This is a genomic window from Streptomyces sp. KR55 (assembly GCF_052245645.1).
Taxonomy (GTDB): Bacteria; Actinomycetota; Actinomycetes; order Streptomycetales; family Streptomycetaceae; genus Streptomyces; species Streptomyces flavusporus.
This window is the reverse complement of the sequence record NZ_JBQQCE010000985.1, coordinates 1-779: the sequence shown is the minus strand read 5'-3', so window position 1 is coordinate 779 and position 779 is coordinate 1. Positions and strand designations below refer to the sequence as shown.

General features: G+C 75.7%; 1 protein-coding gene. It reads left to right on the top strand.

The window, feature by feature from the left end:
* Window positions 1–15: 15 nt before the first annotated feature.
* Window positions 16–779 (top strand): hypothetical protein (locus tag ACTWQJ_RS51940; protein ID WP_443313288.1); only part of this gene is annotated, 764 nt, incomplete at its 3' end.

Sequence of the window (779 nt, the reverse complement as noted above, 5' to 3'; positions counted from 1 at the left end):
ACCACCGTCCGCCCCATGACTCCCCCCACGGTCTGGCTGGCTCATGGCCGCCACGTCGGGCCCGCCGCGGAAGACGTCCTCCGGCGCAACCTCCAGCACCTCAAGGACAGCGGCGTCATCCGCGACCATCTGGAGCTGCCCGAGCCCGAGGGCGCCCGCGAACGCGTCTTCGAGGCCCGCTGGGAGGTGGACGGGACGGTGACCGTGCGGGCCAGGCTGGCCCTCGCCCACGGCTCGGCCGCCGGGCAGGAGTGGGTGCTGGCGGCGGAGGCGGAGCGTCCGTGGGACCTGCGATGGCCGTCCCCCGCGACCATGTTCTGGCCGGACGATCCCGACGCCGCCTGGGACCACGAGGCCGACGCGGACCTGCGCCTGCGGGACGTCAACCCGCTGCCCCCGGACGACAAGGACCTGCGGCGCGTACTCAGGGGCGCCGCGCGCAGCGCGTGGTCCGTCCACGTCGTCGTCCACGAGGCCATGACGCCCGACGCGCTGGGACGCCTGCCGCTGGCCCGGCTGCTGCCGCCGGGTCTGCGGCACCGCGTGGTGGAGCACCGCGCCGCGCCGCACCAGCTGCGGCCCGTGAACGGGGCCCTGCGCGAGTTCGGTGTGCAGGTGCCGCGCGGCGGAGCCGTGGTGCTGCCCGGCTCGCCGGCCCCGGACGACTACGACGTCGACGTCTGCTCCGTACGCAGTGTCTTCCTGGACGGCAGCGAACCGGGCGAGCTCATCGACGCGCTGGCCCGTTACGTCGCCTCGCCGCGGCCGCTGCCGGAGGG